Consider the following 17,178-nt stretch of genomic DNA (forward strand, 5'->3'; position numbering starts at 1 on the left):
ATGAAGATCACACGCGTCATCCTGACCGCCGGCGCCGGAGCAATGGCCGGCGTCCTCGCCCTGTCCGGCTGTTCCGCCCAGGGCGGTGACGCCCCGGACGCCAAGATCACGCTGTCGTACGTGATCTGGGACTCCAACGCGCTGAACGTCTACAAGGAGACCGCGAAGGCGTTCCAGGACAAGCACCCCAACATCACCGTCAACATCCAGGCGCTGCCCTGGGACCAGTACTGGACCAAACTCCAGACGCAGGCCTCGAGCAAGACGCTGCCCGACCTGTTCTGGATCAACGAGCCGAACTTCAAGCTCTACGCGCAGGGCGGCGCGATCGAGCCGCTCACGGCGCTGGAGAAGAGCGGCGACTTCGACCGCAAGGACTACGCCGCGGCACAGCTCGCGAGCTACACCATCGACGACCAGGTCTACGCGGCGCCCTCCAGCTTCGCGACGATGGGCGTCTGGTACAACGCGAAACTGTTCCAGGAGGCCGGCGTCGAGGAACCGCGCGAGGGGTGGACCCTCGACGACTTCCAGAAGGACGCGGCGGCGATCTCGGACGCCCTCGGATCGAAGGGCGTGTTCGGGGCCGCCTCCGCACCCAACACCAATCAGGAGACCTACTACAACACCATCTATCAGTCGGGCGGCCACGTGATCTCCGAGGACGGCAAGAAGTCGGGCTACGACGATCCGGCCACGATCGCCGGCGTGAAGGTCTGGGTCGATCTCATCAAGGCGGGAGCCGCGCCGTCGGTGCAGCAGCTCAACGACACCCCGGCCGCGCAGTACTTCACATCCGGGCGCCTCGCGATGATGTGGTCGGGCCCCTGGAACGCCAACTCCCTCAAGGACAGCGCCATCGCCGCCGACGTCAAGCTCGCGCCGATGCCGAAGGGGCCCTCCGACCTCGTCACCACCATCCAGGGCGGGGCGGACGCGGTCTCGGCCTTCTCACCGCACAAGGAGGCCGCGCAGCAGTTCCAGGCCTTCCTCGCCTCGGAGGAGGGACAGACGCGCTACGCGAAGGCGGGGCTCGGTATCCCCGCATTCACCCACGCGTCCGGGGCGTTCCTCGACGCCTTCCCCGACTGGGACCTCAAGATCTTCGTCGATGAGGCTCAGCACGCCGCCCCGTACCCGGTGTCGTTGAACACCGCCGCGTGGAACAAGCTCGAAGCCGACTACCTGACGAAGGCCTACAGCGGTTCGGAGACGGTCGAGAAGGCCTGCGCCGAGCTCGCGGAGGCGATGAACGCCGCCCTGGCCCAGGAAGGCGAGTAGTGGCGACGACGCAGATGAGCGTCGCAGCGGTGCGAGCGCGAGAGGGCGCCCGCACCGCCCGCGGCCGGCGTCGTGGCGCGGGGGACGGGGTGTGGCCGTACCTCTTCCTGTTCCCGGTGCTCGGGCTGCTCGCCGTGTTCTTCCTCGCTCCGCTGCTGACCACCCTCGCGTACAGCTTCACGAAATGGGGCTTCTTCGGCGACATCACCTGGACGGGGGCGACCAACTACCTCCGGCTCTTCCAGGACCCGAACTTCGGCACCGCCCTGCTGAACACCCTGATCTACAGCATCGTGATGCTGGTCAGCGTGCCCATCGCGGTCGTGGTCGCGGCGCTGCTGAACCGTCCGGGACTGCGGTTCGCCGGGTTCTACCGGGTGCTCTACTTCCTGCCGGTCGTCACGATGCCGGTGGCGGTCGCGATCGTGTGGCGGATGCTCTACAACGGCGACTTCGGACTACTCAACGCCTTCCTTTCGCTGTTCGGCATCCGCGGCCCCTACTGGCTGTCCACGCCGGGGGTCTCACTCGTCGCCATCGCCGTGGTGGGGATCTGGAGTTCGCTCGGGTTCAACATCATCGTCCTCAGCGCCGGTCTGAAGAGCATCCCGGCCGAGCTCTACGAGGCGGCCGCCCTCGATGGAGCGAGCCCCGTGCGCCAGTTCCGCAGCATCACGGCGCCCCTCCTCACCCCGACCACGTTCTTCATCACCGTGCTCACGCTCATCGGCAGCTTCCAGGTGTTCGACCTCATCTTCGTGATGCTGGGCACGGGGCCGAACGCCGCACGATCGCAGACCCTCGTCTACTACTTCTACAGCGAGGGATTCCTGCAGAACGACAAGGGGTACGCCTCGGCGATCGGGGTCGTGATCATCGTCCTCATCGCACTGCTGACCGCACTGCAGTTCCGGATCCAGAAGAAGTGGGTGCACTATGTCTCGTGACCGCGCCGCTGCGACCCCCCTGCGACGTCAGCTCGGGACCCACATCGCCCTCGCGGCGGGCGGGATCGTGATGGTGCTCCCGTTCGTCTACCAGGTGCTCGCCACGTTCATGACGAACGACCAGATCACCTCGGTGCCGCCCACGCTGTGGCCGACGACGTGGAGCCTCGACAACTACGCCGGCGTGTTCGCGCAGATCCCGTTCCTCACCCAGATGATGAACACCGCGATCATCGCGGTCTCCACCACGGTGCTCACCCTGATCCTCTGCGCCCTCGGCGGGTACGCGTTCGCCCGGATGCGGTTCGCCGGGAAGAACCTGCTGTTCTCGATCGTGCTGTCGATGCTCATGGTGCCCGGCACGCTGCTGCTCATCCCGCAGTACCAGATCGTGCAGCAGCTCGGCTGGCTCAACACCTTCCCCGGGATCGTCGTCCCCGGGCTGGTGAACGCCTTCGGCATCTTCATGATGCGGCAGTTCTTCCTCGGCCTGCCGAAGGAGCTGGAGGAGGCCGCGCGGATCGACGGCGCCAACCCGTTCCAGATCTTCTGGAGGGTGATGCTGCCGCTCGCCAAGCCCGGTCTCAGCGCACTGGCGATCCTCACCATGCTCGCCTCGTGGTCGTCGCTGCTCTGGCCTCTCGTCGTCGTGAACACCCAGGACATGATGCCCCTCTCGGTCGGGCTCGCATCCTTCACGGGGGAGCACGGCGCCGAGTACCCGACCATGCTCGCCGCCGCCCTGATGGCGATGCTCCCGATCATGGTCCTCTTCCTGGTCATGCACCGCCGAGTGATGGAGGGCATCGCGTTCTCCGGGCTCAAGGGCTGACCGCGCCCTGATCGTTCCCCACCCGACAGACGGAGACCTCGATGAAGAGAAGAACGTTCCTCGGCGCGATGACGCTGCCGCTCATCGTCGGCCTGCTCGACGCGCCTGCGCGCGCCGGCGCCGACACCGCCCGCCCCGGCGCCGCGACGGGCGGAGGAGGCCCCACGCGGCCGTCGTTCGCCGTCGCCCCGCACCGCGGCGCGCCCACGCTGTTCGTCGACGGGCACCCTCGGTTCCCGATGTACCTCTTCGAGGAGGAGGTCTCGGCGCACGACGGACAGGTCTTCACCGGAGCTCAGGTCGAGTTCTATTCGTTCATCGAGAAGGGGGTCTACCTCGACCTCGGGTGGACGGGGCCGGGGCAGCAGGACTTCACGGTCATCGATCGGGTACTCCAGACGTTCGACAGCCGGGTCCCCTCGGGCTACGCGCTTCCGCGGATCCACCTCTGGGCGCCCTCCTGGTGGCTCGACTCCCACCCGTCGGACGTGCTCAGCTATGCGATCCCGGGTTCGGGACTCGATCGGGACGCCTCCTTCGCGTCGGCGGTCTGGCGCGCAGAGGCGGGTGATCGCCTCCGTGCGATGGTGCGACACATCCTGGACGGGCCGCAGGGGCATCGCGTGATGGGAATCACGCTCGCCGCGGGGCTCTTCGGCGAGTGGCTGTACTTCAACGCCGACCACCTTCCGGACACGACGCCGGCGATGCGGACGGCATGGATCTCCCACCTCCGGGCGAAGTACGGCAACAGCGTGTCCGCGCTGCGCGCGGCCTGGGGAGACCCGGCGGCGACCTTCGACGACGTGGTGATCCCCTCCGCGGCCGATCGTCGCGCCACGGTGAGCGGACTCTTCCGCGACCCCGTCGCGGGGCAGCGGGTGATCGACTACTACGAGGCGTTCCACGAGGTCGTCGCGACCGCGATCGACCACTTCGCCTCGATCATCAAAGACGAGAGCGGCGGCGCACTGCTGACCTCGGTGCTCTACGGCTACACGCCCGACCAGGGCTATCTCCCGCAGGAGCAGCACCATCGCGCGGCGGCGAAGCTGCACCGTCTGGCCTCGATCGACATGATCACCTCGCCGCATTCCTACTACCGGCGGGCCCCCGGCGACGACGGCGGCCTGCGCACCTACGCGGAGAGCGTCGCGGCGCACGGGAAGCTCTTCATCGACGAGTCGGACGACCGCACCCACTTCGCTCCGGCCGGGACCTCGTTCGTCTACGCCACGACGATGGCGGAGTCGATCGGGATCGTCCGCCGCGCCTTCGGGCAGGCGCTCACCCACGGCACAGGCATGTGGTACATGGACCAGTCCTCCGGGCTCTGGTACGACGACCCCGCGTTCGCAAAGGAGTTCACCGCGCTCAAGCGGTGGGGTGACTACTCGCTCAACGTGCCGCGGGGGCGCTCTTCGCAGGTCGCCGTGATCTCGGTGGAGGAGGCCGAATTCTCCCTCGCAGGCGAGACCGACACGACGGCGAAGCTCTACGAGGGGCCGACGCTGACCAGCAGACAGGGCTTCGGCGAGCTCGCGAAGGCCGGGGCGCCCTTCGACCGCTACCTCATCGAGGACCTCGTCGACGGGAAGGTGCCGGATCGGTACAAGGTGTACGTCTTCCCGGACGCGTTCCGTCTCACGACCGCGCAGCGGCAGGCCGTCGACGCCCTCAAGGGCGGGGGGCGGACACTCGTCTGGGGATGGGCTCCCGGATATGCCGGCGCCGACGGCCTCTCGGCATCGCGCGTCGCGCAGCTCACCGGCTTCACGCTCGACGAGCACACCGCGCCGCCGCAGTCCCCGCCGGATCCGGCTCACCCGGTGCACGTCCAGGACTTCGAGTCCGGCTCGTTCGGGCCATCGTACAGCGCGGGGGCGGGCGGATCGAGCGGCGTGCTCACCACGGTCCCGGGAGAGGTCGTGGCGGGCACCCGGTCCGCGAAGGGATCGGCGCCGTCGACGACGGACTGGTTCGAGTTCCTCTACACGGTGCCGTCGGCGCTTCCCCTCGAGGCACGGGCCCGCTATCGCGTGACGTTCCGGTGCCGTACGCTCACCGCCCCCGGCTCCGGGGCCTACTTCTACTTCGTGGCGCGGACGGCGACGGGCGGAGTGCCGCGGGACGTCGGCTCGCAGCAGTGGACGGACGGCGCGAGCGGCGTCTACGAGAAGTCGTTCGATCTGACGATCGGGGACTTTCCGGACTACCACCTGATCTGGGGCGTGCACGGCGGCGGAGCCATCGCGATCGACGACATCACCATCGTCAAGACCGCCAACGCCGGCCTCGCGCCGGTGTCGTACCGCCTGACCGCGGCGTCGTTCCCCGGCGACGCGAACGTCTACGGCGGAGAGATCGCACTGGAGCCGCTGTTCGTCCCGACGGACACGGACATGACGGTGCTCGCCCGGTCGACGGACTCCGCCCAGCTGCCCGTGATCGCCTCCCGGCAGCTCAGCGGATGGCGCTCGGTGCTGGCCTCGACGCCGCCGGTCCCCGCCGCCGTGCTCCGCAAGGTCTACCGGGACTCCGGCGTGTGGGTGTACCTCGACTCCGGGGACAACATCGAGGTCAATGACGCATGGATCAGCGTGCACGCCGCCGTCGCGGGCACGAAGACGATCGCGCTGCCCGCCCCCGGGCCGATCCACAACGCCTCCGCCGACATGCCCGTCGGCGCCGCCGTGAGCTCGGTGTCGCTGACGATGGCCAAGGGGGAGACCGTCCTCCTCGCCCGCTCTCTGCCGAACACGAACGGGGTGCGCTTCGACTTCGAGTCGCCGCAATGGGCGGGAAGCCATTTCACTCCCGGATTCGGCGGCGCCTACGGCACGCTGACGACCGATCCCGCGCAGGTGGTCGCCGGTACGCGATCCGCCTACGGCACAGCGCCGGCGAGCACCGACTGGTACGAGTTCCTCTACTCGGATCCCGCCGACATCGTGCTGGCCCCCGGCGCCTCCTACGAGGTGTCGTTCTCGTCGCGCACCTCCGCGTCGCCCGGAGCGGGCGGGTACCACTACTTCCTGGCGCGCAGCCAGGGAACCGGGGCGACGGCGGACGTCGGCGTGACCAGCTGGACGGGAGCGGTCGGCGCCGTCGAACGACGTACCGTGCAGTTCACCACCCAGAACCATGCCGACTACCGGCTGGTCTGGGGCCTCCGCCTCGGCGGTGGACTCGCCGTCGACGACGTCACCGTGACCCGCACGGCCTGAGAACGGGACAGGAAAGAGAAGGACTGAGATGACACTGAGACTCGGCGCCGTCGGCGCAGGATCCCGCAGCCGGCTCCTCGCCTATCTCCCCGAGGGGGAGGCGCGGGTGGCGGCCGTGGCCGACGTGACGGAGAACGGTCGGGAACGAGCGGCCGCGGCGTTCCCCTCCGCCGCGATCGTCGGCTCCCATCGCGACCTGGAGGGGCTCGCCCTCGATGGGGTGTTCGTGCTCACGCCGGACCACACCCACGCCGAGATCGCGATCGACCTGCTCCGCAGCGGGATCCCGGTGTACCTCGAGAAGCCCATGGCGACGACGACGGAGGACTGCGACGCGATCCTGCGCACCGCGTACGAAACCGGCACGAAGCTCTACGTCGGGCACAACATGCGGCACATGCCCTTCGTCGAGATCATGCACGACCTGATCGCGGAGGGGGCGATCGGCGAGGTGCGGACGATCTGGTGCCGGCACTTCGTCGGCCACGGCGGCGACTTCTACTTCAAGGACTGGCACGCCGAGAGGGCGAAGGGCACCGGCCTCCTCCTGCAGAAGGGGTCGCACGACATCGACGTGATCCATTACCTCGCGGGCGCATCGAGTCGGGAGATCACGGCGATGGGGGATCTCATGGTCTACGACCGCGTGACCGACCGCCGCGACAACTCCGACCGGCTGATGGGAACCCTCGCGTCGTACGAGAACTGGCCGCCGCTGGCGCAGACCGAGCTCAATCCGGTGATCGACGTCGAAGACGTCTCGATGATGCTGATGCGCCTCGGGAACGGGGTGCTCGCGAGCTATGAGCAGTGTCATTTCACGCCGGACTACTGGCGCAACTACACGGTGATCGGCACCGAAGGGCGCCTGGAGAACCTGGGCGATGACGGGGTCGGCGTGGTGCGACTGTGGAACCGGCGCTCGGAGTACCGAGCGGAGGGCGACCGCGACGTCACCATCCCCTCGGGCGAGGGGACGCACGGTGGTGCCGACGTCGCGATCCTGGCGGAGTTCCTGCGGTTCATCCGTGACGGGGGCGCGACCACCACATCGCCCGTCGCGGCGCGGGACAGCGTGGCGGCGGCGATCGCGGCCACCGGGTCGCTCCGCGACGGCTCCATGCCGCGGCGCGTCGCCCCGGTGGAGGATGAGCTCGCGACGTACTTCTCCCGAGGGCAGCGGCGTCTCTCGCCGGGGGAGGGCCGGCCGTGATCCCGCTCTTCGTCGAGACGGACATCCACGACGACGTCGACGACGTGGGCGCGCTCGCGGTCGCGCATGTGCTCGACCTCGCGGGCCGCATCCGGCTGCAGGGGATCAACGTGAACACGGCGAGCGTGTGGGGCCCTCGGCTGGTGCGGGCGATCAACCGCTACTACGGCAGCGACGTCCCCGTCGGCGCGCAGATCCCGGCGTCAGGGACCACAGGGCCCGAGGAGTTCGTCCGCGGCACGTCGCGGCTCTTCGGCACCGACGACGCTCAACCGGACGACGAAGCGATCGCGCTCTTCCGCCGGGTGCTCGCAGGCGCGCCGGAGGGCGGCATCACGGTGGTGTCTCTCGGCTTCTTCGGCAACCTCACCGGGCTGCTGGCCTCCGGGCCCGATGAGGTGTCGCCGCTGACCGGCGCAGAGCTCGCACGCCGTGCGGTGGCGCGCACGGTGGTGATGGGCGGCTGCTTCGGCGGAGGGCCTGCCGATGCCGCGGCACTGCCCGAGTACAACTTCGCCGAGGACCCCGAGCGGACCCGCGTCTTCCTGCGCGACTGGCCCGGCCCGATCGACTTCGTCGGATGGGAGACCGGGTACGACGTGGTCACGGGGCGAGGACTGCTGGCCGCGCACGGCCGCGAGAGCCCGGTTTCCACCGCCTACCAGCTGCACAGCGGTTTCGGGAACGGGCGGCCGAGCTGGGACCTCATCGCGGTGCTCCTCGCCGCGGACCCGGGGTGGGAGGCGTTCGAGTGGAGCGGGCCCGGCGAGGCGGGCATCGACGGACTCGCCGTCACCTCCTGGGTGCCGGGCGTGCACGGACGTCATCGGCACGCGATCCGGCGGGCGGCGCCGGAGGAGGTGGCCGCCGAACTCGACACGCTGCTGCTCCGTCGTGCCGGAGCATCGCTGCCGGTCTAGGTCAGTACGTCGGGGCCGGCGGATCCGCGTCGGGCAGCAGCCCCTCGAGGTGCTCGACGACGCGCGCCCTCGTCCGTCCCTCGGCGGGGGCCAGGGCGAGGGTATCCGCGAGCCACATGCCGTCGACCGCGAACCGCACGGTCGCCGCGATCCCCGGGGGCAGGCCGTCGTCGTCGAGGCGGCGCTGCCAGGCGCGGTACCGCTCGCGCAGCGCGTCGAGCGATCGCGGATGCACCACCGCCGCGGCGAGGAGCGCGACGACGGGCTGACCTGCGGGGGCGCCGGGCCTCGCCGCGGACCTCAGATACGCGCGGGTCGCCGCACCCGGCTGCGTGCCGGCCTCGGCGATGAGTGCATCGAACGCGGCCACGTAGCGTTCGACGAGTCCCTCGACGAGGAGGTCCTTGGACGCGAAGTGATAGAAGAGACCGCCCTTGCTGACGCCCGCCTCGCGGGCGACGGCGGCGATCGTCACGGCGTCGCCGCCATCCCGGACCAGGACGCGGCCGGCGGCGTCGAGGATGCGGTCGCGGGAACGGCGTGCGCGGTCGTCGGGCATCGGTGCTGCTTCCTTCCGTCACGAAGAACCTATCGGACGTCCGATCGTTGGAAACAAACCGGACGTCCGGTACAGTAGCTGCATGCGCTGGCTTTTCCTGATCGGTGCGATCGCCGCCGAGGTCTTCGCCACCAGCTCCCTCCGCGCCGCGGTCGAGGCCGAGGCCGCCTGGATCTGGTGGGTCTCCGCGATCGGCGGCTACCTCGCCGCGTTCGCCCTGCTGTTCGCCACGCTGTCGCAGGGCGCATCCCTCGCGGCGACCTACGCGACGTGGTCGGGCGTGGGGGTCGCCCTGACGGCGGTGGTGGCCTGGCTGGTGTTCGCCGAGCGGCTCACCCCGGGGGCCATCGCCGGGATCGCCTTCATCGTGGTCGGCGTCGTCCTGATCGAATGGTGCGGCCGGGCGCCGGACCTCGCTGTCTAGCGGGACCGGCACCTCGTCAGCCGTGGCCTCCACGCCGGACGCCGCGGGGGAGCACCACCGGTGCCCCGGTCTCCGGGTCGGGGATGACCTGCGCGTCGAGGTCGAAGACCTCGCGGACCAGCTCGGCGGTGACGATCTCGCGGGGCTCGCCCTGCGCGATGACCCGTCCGTCGCGCATCGCGATGATGTGCGTGGCGTAGCGCGCCGCCATCGCGAGCTCGTGGAGCACCGCGACCACCGTGCGCCCCTCCTCGCGCAGACGGGCCGCCAGCTCGAGGACGTCGACCTGGTGCGCGATGTCGAGGAAGGTCGTCGGCTCGTCGAGCAGGAGCACCTCCGTCTCCTGCGCCAGCGCGAGCGCGATCCACGCGCGCTGGCGCTGCCCGCCGGAGAGCTCGTCGACGTGACGTCCTGCGAGGTCCGAGACCCCGGCGGCGGCGAGAGCGTCGTCGACGGCCCGCTCGTCCTCCCGCGACCACTGCCGGAGCACGCTCTGATGCGCGTAGCGGCCCCGGGCGACGAGGTCGGCGACGGTGATGCCCTCCGGCGTGATCGGGGACTGCGGGAGCAGGGCGACGCGGCGGGCGAGGTCCCTGTTCGAGAGATCGCCGATGTCCTGCTCGCCGAGCAGCACGCGCCCCGCGCCCACGGGTAGCAGCCGCGCGAGCGCGCGGAGGAGCGTGGACTTGCCGCAGGCGTTTGGGCCGATGATCGCGGTGAACGATCCGGCCGGGATGCGGACGTCCAGGGCGTCGAGCACGGGGACCCTGCCGTAGCCGGCGGTGATGCGCTCCGCGAGGATGTCGGACGCGGGCGGGAGGTGTGCGGTCATGCGCGCTTCCCCTCTCGGATCAGGAGCCAGACGAGGTAGAGGCCGCCGATGACGACGGTCACCCCGCCGACGGGGAGACGGACGCCCGGAAGGAGGTACTGGGCGACGAGGTCGGCGCCGGCGAGGAGCACCGCGCCGACGAGTGCGGAGAGCAGCAGACCGGCTCTGGCGCCCTGGGCTGCGAGGCGTCGGGCGATCTGGGGGGCCGCGAGGGCGATGAAGGAGATCGGTCCCGTGACCGCGGTGACGAGGGCGGTGAATCCGACGCCGATGAGCACGAGCACGGCCTTGGCGCCCTCGGTCCTCAGCCCGAGGGACGATGAGGCCTCATCGCCCAGTTCGATCATCGACAGCATGCGGGACACGGCGGGGAGGGCCAGGCTCAGTGCGAGGGCCGCGATCGCGGCCGCGCCGAGCGGTGACCAGGTCATCCCGCCCAGGGATCCCGCGTCCCAGATGGCCGCCTTCAGAGCGGCGTCGAGATCCGCCTTCACGCTGAACCAGGATGTGAGCGCGCGGAGCATCGCGCCGAGCGCGATCCCGACCACGATCAGGCGGAAGCCGTGCATCCCCCTCTTGAACGCGAGCAGGTACACGAGGGCGGCGGAGACGAGCCCGCCGACGAGGGCGCCGGCGGCGAGGGCCAAGAAGCCGGATCCGCCGATCATGATCGCGGCGACGACGCCGGCGTATGAGCCTGCGCCGAGGCCGATGATGTCCGGGCTGCCCAGGGGGTTTCGCGTGAGGGTCTGGAACACCGTCCCGCCGATCGCGAGGCAGGCGCCGAACAGGGTCGCTGCGAGAGCGCGCGAAGCGCGCCACTCGAACACCAGTCTTTCCGCGGCGGTGGCGTCGGGGCTGAGGGCATGGAGCAGGGACGGCGGCTCGATGCCGCCCGCGCCGATCGTCAGTGCCAGCAGCAGCAGTGCGATCACGATCACGGCGAGCACCGCCCCGACGATCAGCGGACGGCGGCGGAGCCGGATACTCAAGGGCCCGCAGCGCAGCGCGACCGCGGCCGGCGCAGGGGTCACCACGTCGCCCTCCGGGAGGTGCGGACGAGGGCGATGAGCACGGGGCCGCCGACGAGCGCGGTCACGACGCCGAGCTGGAGCTCGGCCGGCCAGACGACCAGTCGCCCGATCACGTCCGAGACCAGCACGAGCACGGGGGCGAGGACGAGCGCATAGGCGAGGATCCAGCGCTGATCGGGACCGGTGAGGCGACGGACCGCGTGCGGGACCATGAGTCCCACGAACGCGATCGGCCCGGCCGCCGCCGTGGCCGCGCCGCAGAGGAGCAGGATCGCCGCGAAGCCGGCCAGCCTGGTGGCCCCCACCCGCACGCCCACGGCGCGGGCGACGTCATCGCCGAGGGCCAACGCGTTGAGGGCTCGTGAGGAGAGGAGCGCGAGCAGGGCGCCGGCGACGACGAACGGGAGGATCGTCGCGAGGGTCGCCTCCGGGCGGTCCGTGATCGACCCGACGCCCCAGAAGCGCATGCGGTCGAAGGTGCGGGGGTCGATGAGGGTCAGCAGCGTCGACGCCCCGAGGAAGACGGCGCTCAGCGCCATGCCGACGAGAGTCAACCGCACCGGTGTCGCACCCGAACGGCTCCGTGCCGAGATTGCGAACACGAGGAAGCCGGCGAGCGCCGCCCCCGCGAAGGCCCACCAGATGTAGTCGGAGATGCGGACCAGGCCGAACGCGGCGACGCCGACCGAGACGGCGAACGCCGCGCCTCCGTTCACTCCGAGCAGCCCGGGATCGGCGAGGGGGTTGCGCGTGAGGGCTTGCATGAGGGCGCCGGCGACACCGAGGGCGACGCCCACGGTGATCCCGAGAAGGGTGCGTGGCACACGCACGTCGGTCACCGTGATCTGCGAGACGGAGCCGTCGGGGGTGAAGAGCGCCGAGAGCACCGTGGCGGGGGAGAGGAGTGCGGAGCCGATCATGACGCTCGCGAGCGCAGCGAGCACGAGCAGGATGACGGAGAGCAGCAGCCCTCCGCCCCGCAGCAGGGTCGGAGCGCCCGCAGGCCGGGCCTCGAGGACCGGTTGCGGCGCCGTCACGATGTCCGCGTGGCGGAGCGGGCTCCGGCACGGAGCACGAGACAGGTCACTCCCCAGCCGAGCTCATGGTCCCCGTCTCCGTCCCAGCCGGCCTCGGCGGCCAGCTCCCGCAGCCGGTCGGCGCTCCGGCGCGCGGAGCCGGTGACGGCGAGGTGGAGGAGCCCCTCCTCGGCCGCATGCGGGCTCAGCGCATCGGCGTGGGTGGGCTCGATCAGGATCAGCTGCGAGACGCCCTCGACCCCCGCGAGGTAGGCCCGCACTTCGTCATCGGTCCGATGCGTCAGGGCTCGCGCGTGGATCTCGGCGTCTGCGGCATGGTCCACGAGCACGCATCGTGCGTCGTCTCCAGCCGAGCGCAGGGCGTCGGCGACCGTCTCCGCGCCCGGGCCGTGGACCGCGAGGCGGGCGCCCTGGGGCCAGGGGCTCGCCGCGCACAGTGCCGGCATCAGGTATGCGAGCCCTCCGGCCTGCTCGGCGAGCTCTTCCCGCAGCCCGTCGTCGTGCTGCGCCATCACTGCGAGCGACCCACCGTGCCGATGCGCCCAGGCCGTGCCCTTCCCGCGCAACGCGGAGGCCAGATCGTGCAGCGCCAGGAGCCGGTCCGCCTCGAAGCCGTCGAAACCCTCGCGCTCGTGCTCGTCGGCCATCAGCTCCATCCCCGCGTCGGCCAGCCGGATGAGCCCGCCGTCCTCGGCCAGGTATCCCCGTGAGAGGAGGAGGTCGAGGAGGGGGCCGAGCGCACCGGTGTCCGCCCCCACCGTCTCCGCGATCCCCGAGAGGGATGACCCCGGTCCCTCCGCGGCGTCGAAGACGCCGAGCTGCAGCGCGGTGCGCACCGCGAACCACGCCGCGGGTGATTCGACGGGGGTTTCTGCGGTGCTTCGCGCGGCGCCCGCCGCGGCCGTCGCATCCGTCTGCTCGACCTCCCGTGCATGCCAGTAGCCGGTGATGTCGAGTCGGGAACGGGGCACGCCGTGCGTGCGGGAGAGGAGACGGCGCACCGGCAGCAGCGCGCGCGACTCCGCACCCGCCCAGACGTAGGGGCGGCCGGCGAACGGGGCGTCGCCGAGGGCGATGACCGCGCGCTCCAGCGCCTCCGGGTCGCCGGGGCGGGCGACGACCCAGGTGATCAGATCGTCGGCGCGCAGCGCCAGCTCCTGGCGGGCCGACGGATCGCCGACCGCGACGATCGCGTGGGCGGGGCCGGCGATCGGCCTCTCCTCGAAGAAGCGGCCGATCGCCGGGAGCGCCGTCTCGTCGCCGATGAGGATCGCGCCGTCGGCGTCCTCCGGGACGAGCGTCGACGACTTCGGCCCGACCGCCCACAGCTCGGCGCCGGGCGTGGCTCGCCGCGCCCATGCCTCGGCGGGCCCCGGCTCGTCGTCGTCCGCGTGCAGCACGAAGTCGAGGTCGAGCTCGCCGTCCCCGACCCTTCGCGGCGTGTAGTCGCGCCCGGCCCTGGTCGGCGCCGGCGGCCAGTCGATGCCGTGGGCGAGCTGCACCGGGAGCACGGGCTCGACGGGACCCTCGGTCGCGAACAGGAGCTTGACGTGGTCGTCGAACATCGGGCTCGCGAAGGCCGGATGCCGGAGCCCGTCCCTCTCGAACGCCCGGAGCTGCGGCCCGCCGAGCGTCACCCGGCGCATGCGCGGAGTGACGTCGGTCGCGCGCAGGACCGTCAGACGGCGCAGCACGAGGGGATGCGGGGTGAACCGGCGGTGCGTCATGCGGGGGCTCTCACTTCGCGAACTGCTGCTGGACGAGGTCGAGGAGCTTCATCGACTCGTCGAAGTCCGCGCGCTGCGACCAGTACGGGAACTGGTACGCCTGATCCTTCTGGAACGCGGGGAGGGCGGCGTACACGGGGTTCTTGCGGAGCGTGGCCAGATCGACCGTCTCCGCGTTGAAGCCGAACACGAACAGGGAGTCCTGCGTCAACAGCTGGCCGGCCTGCTCGGTGGAGATCTCGAAGGAGTCGCCCCCGGCGGTGTAGGGCGTGAACTTGCCGCTGGCGAACAGCGGGGCGGGGCGGAATCCCAGGTCGGTGAACATCTTCGGCAGCCCGCGGTCCTCGATGAGCACGAAGGGGCGCTGGTCGGCGGTGAAGCTCAGGAAGACCGACTCGCCGGCCGGCGGCTCGATCGCGTCGCGCACCTTCTGCACCTTGGCGTCGTATGAGGCCAGAGCCTTCTCGTACACGTCGCGCTTGCCGAACACGGAGTCGGCGAGGAACTCGTACTGCTGCTGCCATTCGGTGAGCTTGCCGGAGACGACCACCGTCGGGGCGATCGCGGAGAGCTGATCGTAGGCCTTGGTCGCCATCATGAGCGGGTAGCCCAGTCCGCCGCCGACGATGAGATCGGGCTTGAGCGCCAGGATGCCCTCGAGGTCGAAGCCCTCGGGGCTCCAGGTGATGAACTCGGTGCCGGCCGCCTCGGCGTCCTCCGCCCAAAAGTCGGAGAACTTCGCGTCCGTGTTGGTGGCCTCCGACGTCATCGCGGTCACCGGCACGTCGAGGTCGTAGAGGTAGCCCGCGAGCGCGTAGTTCAGCAGGACGACCCTCTTCGGCTTCGTCGGGATGGTGACGTTGCCGAGATCCGTCTTGACCACCCGTGTGCTCGCCTCGGATGACGCTGCCGTCTTCTCGGGAGTGGAGGACGAGGGCGCGGCGCACCCGGAGAGGACGAGTCCTGTGGCGATCGCGATGGCGGCTAGCGCAGCGGACGGGGAGAAGCGGGATCGCATGTGCACCTCGAGACGGGCGATGCGAAAGCGCACCGCCGGATGGATGATAGGTAAGGCAAGGCTAAGCTTGACCCGCGGTCAGATTGATCCGGAGGCGACGCGAAAGCGTGACCAAGGCGACATGGCGAGAACGGGAGGAGCGCGAACGATGAACGAGTCGACCCTGAGGCTTCAGCACCTCGAACCCGAGAACGTCATCCGCTTCCTCGGACACCCAACCCATGTCCACGCGGTGCCGCATCTGGTCTACGTGGCAGCCGGCGCGGCGCATCTGACTGTCGACGGCATCCGGATGACCCTGCGAGCGCAGGAGTCGGTGTGGCTCGCGGCGGGAGTGCCGCACGCTGCCCGCTACGAGCAGGGCTCCCTGGTGCTCGGCCCCTTCCTCGACGGGGACGACGCGCCCCCGACCAGGATGCTCAAGCTCGGGGTCGTGCCCGAGATCACGGCGATCATGACCACGATCCTTGGCGTCGCCCCGCATTCCGCCGCGCAGGTCGCGCCGCTGCGCGAGGCGCTCGGGCGTGCGCTGCAGGGACTCGGCTCGTCCTACTTCGTGCTCGTCCCTCCCACGCACCCGGTGATCGCCCGCCTCGCCCGCGCCGCCGTCCGGTCGACGCGTACTCTCGCGGAGCTCGCCGACGACCATGGGGTGAGCGTGCGGCACGTGCAGCGGGTCTTCCAGGAGGAGACCGGGATCCCGTTCCAGCGCTGGCGCGCGCAGGCGAGGCTCAACATCGCCATCGCCCGGCTGCGGGGAGGGGAGCCGATGACCTCGGTCGCGCGGGCGACCGGCTACCGCACGCGCTCCGGTTTGGCGAAGGCTCTCGCCCGGGAGGTGGCCTCCGACGACCTCCCGGGCATCACCGGACACGAGCGGCCCGGGGCCGCGACGGCCGCCTGAGACGGGCCCGTCTCAGGCGACGATCCGCAGCGGCTCCTCCAGCAGGGCGCAGAGCGTCGCGAGGAACTGTGCCGCGAGCGCGCCGTCGATGATCCGGTGGTCGGCGGTGAGGGTGACGCGCAGCCGCGGGACGGCGACGACCTCCCCGTCGACGAGGGCGAGGTGCTCCGACACCGCCCCGACCGCGAGGATCGCCCCCTGCGGCGGGTTGATGATCGCAGTGAAGCTCTCGACCCCGAACATGCCGAGGTTGCTGATGGTGAACGTGCCGTCGGACATGTCCGCGGCGGTGAGGCGACGCCCGGCGGCCTTCGCGACGAGTTCCTTCGACACCGCGGAGATCGCGGTGACCGCGGCACGGTCCGCATCCGGTATCACGGGGACGACGAGGCCTGCGGGTGAGGCGACGGCGATGCCGACGTGCACCCGGGAGTGCCGGATCGTCGCACCCCGCCCCTCGCCGGAGTACGACGCATTGACCCCCGGATGGGCGCGCAGGGTCAGGGCGACGGCGCGGACGAGCAGGTCGTTCAGGCTGACGCGGATCCCCGTGCCCTCCTGGGCGTCGTTGATCCGTGCGCGCAGCGCCATCAGCTCGCCGACGGCGGCGGACGCCGTCGCGGTGAACGTCGGCGTCCCGGCCGCGCTCTCCGAGAGGCGCCGCGCGATCTGCTGACGGATCGTATCGAAGGGCTCGGTCTCCGATGCGGAGGCACCGTCCTGTGCCTCGTCGAGGGCGTCGAGGTCGGCGCGCACGATCCGCCCTCCCGGTCCGCTGCCGGTCAGCGCGGCCAGCTCGATGCCCCGTTCGCGCGCGAGTCGGCGCACGAGCGGCGTCGCCGGCCGGCGCGCGGTGTCCTCCGCGGCGCGCGCCGGGATCTGCAGCGAGGGCGTCTCCGCGGCCTCCGGCGTCGCCGCCCTCGCGGGCGCGGGGGCGGGATCCGCCGTGCCCGTGTCGGCGTCCTCCCGCGGCGCGGGCCCCGATCCGTCGTCGAGACGGGCGATCGGCGTCCCGATCGCGGCGTTCTCGCCCTCGGCGACGAGGATCTCGGCGAGGATGCCGGCGTCGTAGGCCTCCTGCTCCATCAGCGCCTTGTCGGTCTCGATCTCGACCAGCAGGTCGCCGGGGGCGACGGCATCGCCGGGCCTCTTGTGCCATGCGGCCACGGCGCCTTCGGTCATGGTGTCGGACAGGCGGGGCATGAGGATGTCGATCATGGTTC

15 protein-coding genes are annotated in these 17,178 nt (G+C 70.8%); 8 read left to right on the plus strand and 7 right to left on the minus strand.

The window, feature by feature from the left end:
• From ABWO84_RS08235 to ABWO84_RS08260, 6 genes are read left to right on the plus strand one after another with little or no spacing between them, the layout of a single operon-like run.
• Nucleotides 1-1,281: an ABC transporter substrate-binding protein gene (locus tag ABWO84_RS08235; protein WP_353114034.1), complete on the plus strand. Its 1,281-nt coding sequence runs from the start codon at nt 1-3 to the stop codon at nt 1,279-1,281.
• A complete protein-coding gene (locus ABWO84_RS08240) occupies nt 1,281-2,228 on the plus strand; it encodes a carbohydrate ABC transporter permease (protein WP_353114035.1) in 948 nt (315 codons plus the stop codon). Before ABWO84_RS08235 ends, ABWO84_RS08240 begins: the two co-directional genes overlap by 1 nt.
• Nucleotides 2,218-3,060 (plus strand): carbohydrate ABC transporter permease, encoded by an 843-nt coding sequence (locus tag ABWO84_RS08245; RefSeq protein WP_353114036.1) that lies wholly within the window; start codon nt 2,218-2,220, stop codon nt 3,058-3,060. Before ABWO84_RS08240 ends, ABWO84_RS08245 begins: the two co-directional genes overlap by 11 nt.
• A gap of 41 nt (nt 3,061-3,101) precedes the next feature.
• On the plus strand, nt 3,102-6,287 hold the full coding sequence (locus ABWO84_RS08250) for a hypothetical protein (protein ID WP_353114037.1): 3,186 nt from the start codon (nt 3,102-3,104) through the stop codon (nt 6,285-6,287).
• Between the two features lie 28 nt (nt 6,288-6,315).
• Nucleotides 6,316-7,500: a Gfo/Idh/MocA family protein gene (locus tag ABWO84_RS08255; protein ID WP_353114038.1), complete on the plus strand. Its 1,185-nt coding sequence runs from the start codon at nt 6,316-6,318 to the stop codon at nt 7,498-7,500.
• Entirely contained in the window at nt 7,497-8,420 is a 924-nt protein-coding gene (locus ABWO84_RS08260; RefSeq protein WP_353114039.1) for a nucleoside hydrolase, read from the plus strand. The genes ABWO84_RS08255 and ABWO84_RS08260 overlap by 4 nt, the downstream gene beginning before the upstream one ends.
• A gap of 1 nt (nt 8,421) precedes the next feature.
• Here ABWO84_RS08260 and ABWO84_RS08265 read toward each other — a convergent pair whose 3' ends face one another.
• Nucleotides 8,422-8,979, minus strand: coding sequence for a TetR/AcrR family transcriptional regulator (locus tag ABWO84_RS08265; RefSeq protein ID WP_353114040.1), 558 nt, complete (start codon nt 8,977-8,979; stop codon nt 8,422-8,424).
• Nucleotides 8,980-9,061: 82 nt separating this feature from the next.
• Here ABWO84_RS08265 and ABWO84_RS08270 point away from each other — a divergent pair, with 82 nt between their 5' ends.
• Complete coding sequence (locus ABWO84_RS08270) at nt 9,062-9,403, plus strand: DMT family transporter (protein WP_353114041.1); 342 nt, start codon at nt 9,062-9,064, stop codon at nt 9,401-9,403.
• 16 nt (nt 9,404-9,419) lie between these two features.
• Here the strand turns inward: ABWO84_RS08270 and ABWO84_RS08275 are convergent, their stop codons facing one another.
• From ABWO84_RS08275 to ABWO84_RS08295, 5 genes are read right to left on the minus strand one after another with little or no spacing between them, the layout of a single operon-like run.
• Nucleotides 9,420-10,235 carry an ABC transporter ATP-binding protein gene (locus ABWO84_RS08275; RefSeq protein ID WP_353114042.1) on the minus strand — a complete coding sequence of 272 codons (816 nt, stop codon included), beginning with the start codon at nt 10,233-10,235 and terminating at the stop codon, nt 9,420-9,422.
• Nucleotides 10,232-11,272: a FecCD family ABC transporter permease gene (locus tag ABWO84_RS08280; RefSeq protein ID WP_353114043.1), complete on the minus strand. Its 1,041-nt coding sequence runs from the start codon at nt 11,270-11,272 to the stop codon at nt 10,232-10,234. Before ABWO84_RS08280 ends, ABWO84_RS08275 begins: the two co-directional genes overlap by 4 nt.
• Nucleotides 11,266-12,306, minus strand: a complete 1,041-nt coding sequence (locus ABWO84_RS08285; RefSeq protein ID WP_353114044.1) for a FecCD family ABC transporter permease — start codon at nt 12,304-12,306, stop codon at nt 11,266-11,268. The genes ABWO84_RS08280 and ABWO84_RS08285 overlap by 7 nt, the downstream gene beginning before the upstream one ends.
• A complete protein-coding gene (locus tag ABWO84_RS08290) occupies nt 12,303-14,033 on the minus strand; it encodes a siderophore-interacting protein (RefSeq protein WP_353114045.1) in 1,731 nt (576 codons plus the stop codon). Before ABWO84_RS08290 ends, ABWO84_RS08285 begins: the two co-directional genes overlap by 4 nt.
• A 10-nt stretch (nt 14,034-14,043) precedes the next feature.
• Entirely contained in the window at nt 14,044-15,084 is a 1,041-nt protein-coding gene (locus ABWO84_RS08295) for an ABC transporter substrate-binding protein (protein WP_353114046.1), read from the minus strand.
• Nucleotides 15,085-15,199: 115 nt separating this feature from the next.
• On the opposite strand from ABWO84_RS08295, the gene ABWO84_RS08300 reads away from it, so the two are divergent.
• Nucleotides 15,200-15,955, plus strand: coding sequence for a helix-turn-helix domain-containing protein (locus tag ABWO84_RS08300; RefSeq protein ID WP_353114047.1), 756 nt, complete (start codon nt 15,200-15,202; stop codon nt 15,953-15,955).
• Nucleotides 15,956-15,967: 12 nt separating this feature from the next.
• Here the strand turns inward: ABWO84_RS08300 and ABWO84_RS08305 are convergent, their stop codons facing one another.
• The gene (locus ABWO84_RS08305) at nt 15,968-17,173 is read right to left on the minus strand and encodes a dihydrolipoamide acetyltransferase family protein (RefSeq protein WP_353114048.1); all 1,206 of its coding nucleotides are present in this window, start codon (nt 17,171-17,173) and stop codon (nt 15,968-15,970) included.
• Between the last annotated feature and the right edge of the window lie 5 nt (nt 17,174-17,178).

This window comes from Microbacterium sp. (assembly GCF_040394595.1).
GTDB lineage: Bacteria > Actinomycetota > Actinomycetes > Actinomycetales > Microbacteriaceae > Microbacterium.